The following is a 370-nucleotide window of genomic DNA, read 5'->3' on the forward strand; positions in this document are numbered from 1 at the left end:
AAGGTTATCGAAACCGGGGTGCGCACATTCACCATTACCAGTACGCAGGAGTTGGCTGATTTTAACGACTTCCTGTTGGGCAGAAGTGCCGACGCCGCAGAAAATGCCAATGGCGATAAGGTCAGCCAAATCCAATTGTGGCTGGAGGCTGAAGAGGTCACCACCGTCACAGCAGCACAAGCAAAGTATGCCGGGTATATCGATAGCTTAATTAATTCCAGTCAGCCGTCTGATGAACTCACCTGGGACTACAAAGTCTGGACCGATGGAAAGTCACATATCAACAACGCCACTGCCGCCCGCGGTGAGTTGCATGCCATTTATGCCAACGGCGCTGGCACCACCGGTACTCTGAACAAAGAGGCGATAA

Annotated in this window: 1 protein-coding gene; it reads left to right on the forward strand. The window is 51.9% G+C overall.

The window, feature by feature from the left end:
• The coding region (locus FDX22_RS32145) for a hypothetical protein (protein ID WP_255433069.1) at positions 1–370 on the forward strand (370 nt) is incomplete at both ends.

Origin of the sequence: Citrobacter sp. TBCS-14 (genome assembly GCF_005280805.1) — a bacterium.
GTDB lineage: Bacteria > Pseudomonadota > Gammaproteobacteria > Enterobacterales > Enterobacteriaceae > Citrobacter > Citrobacter gillenii.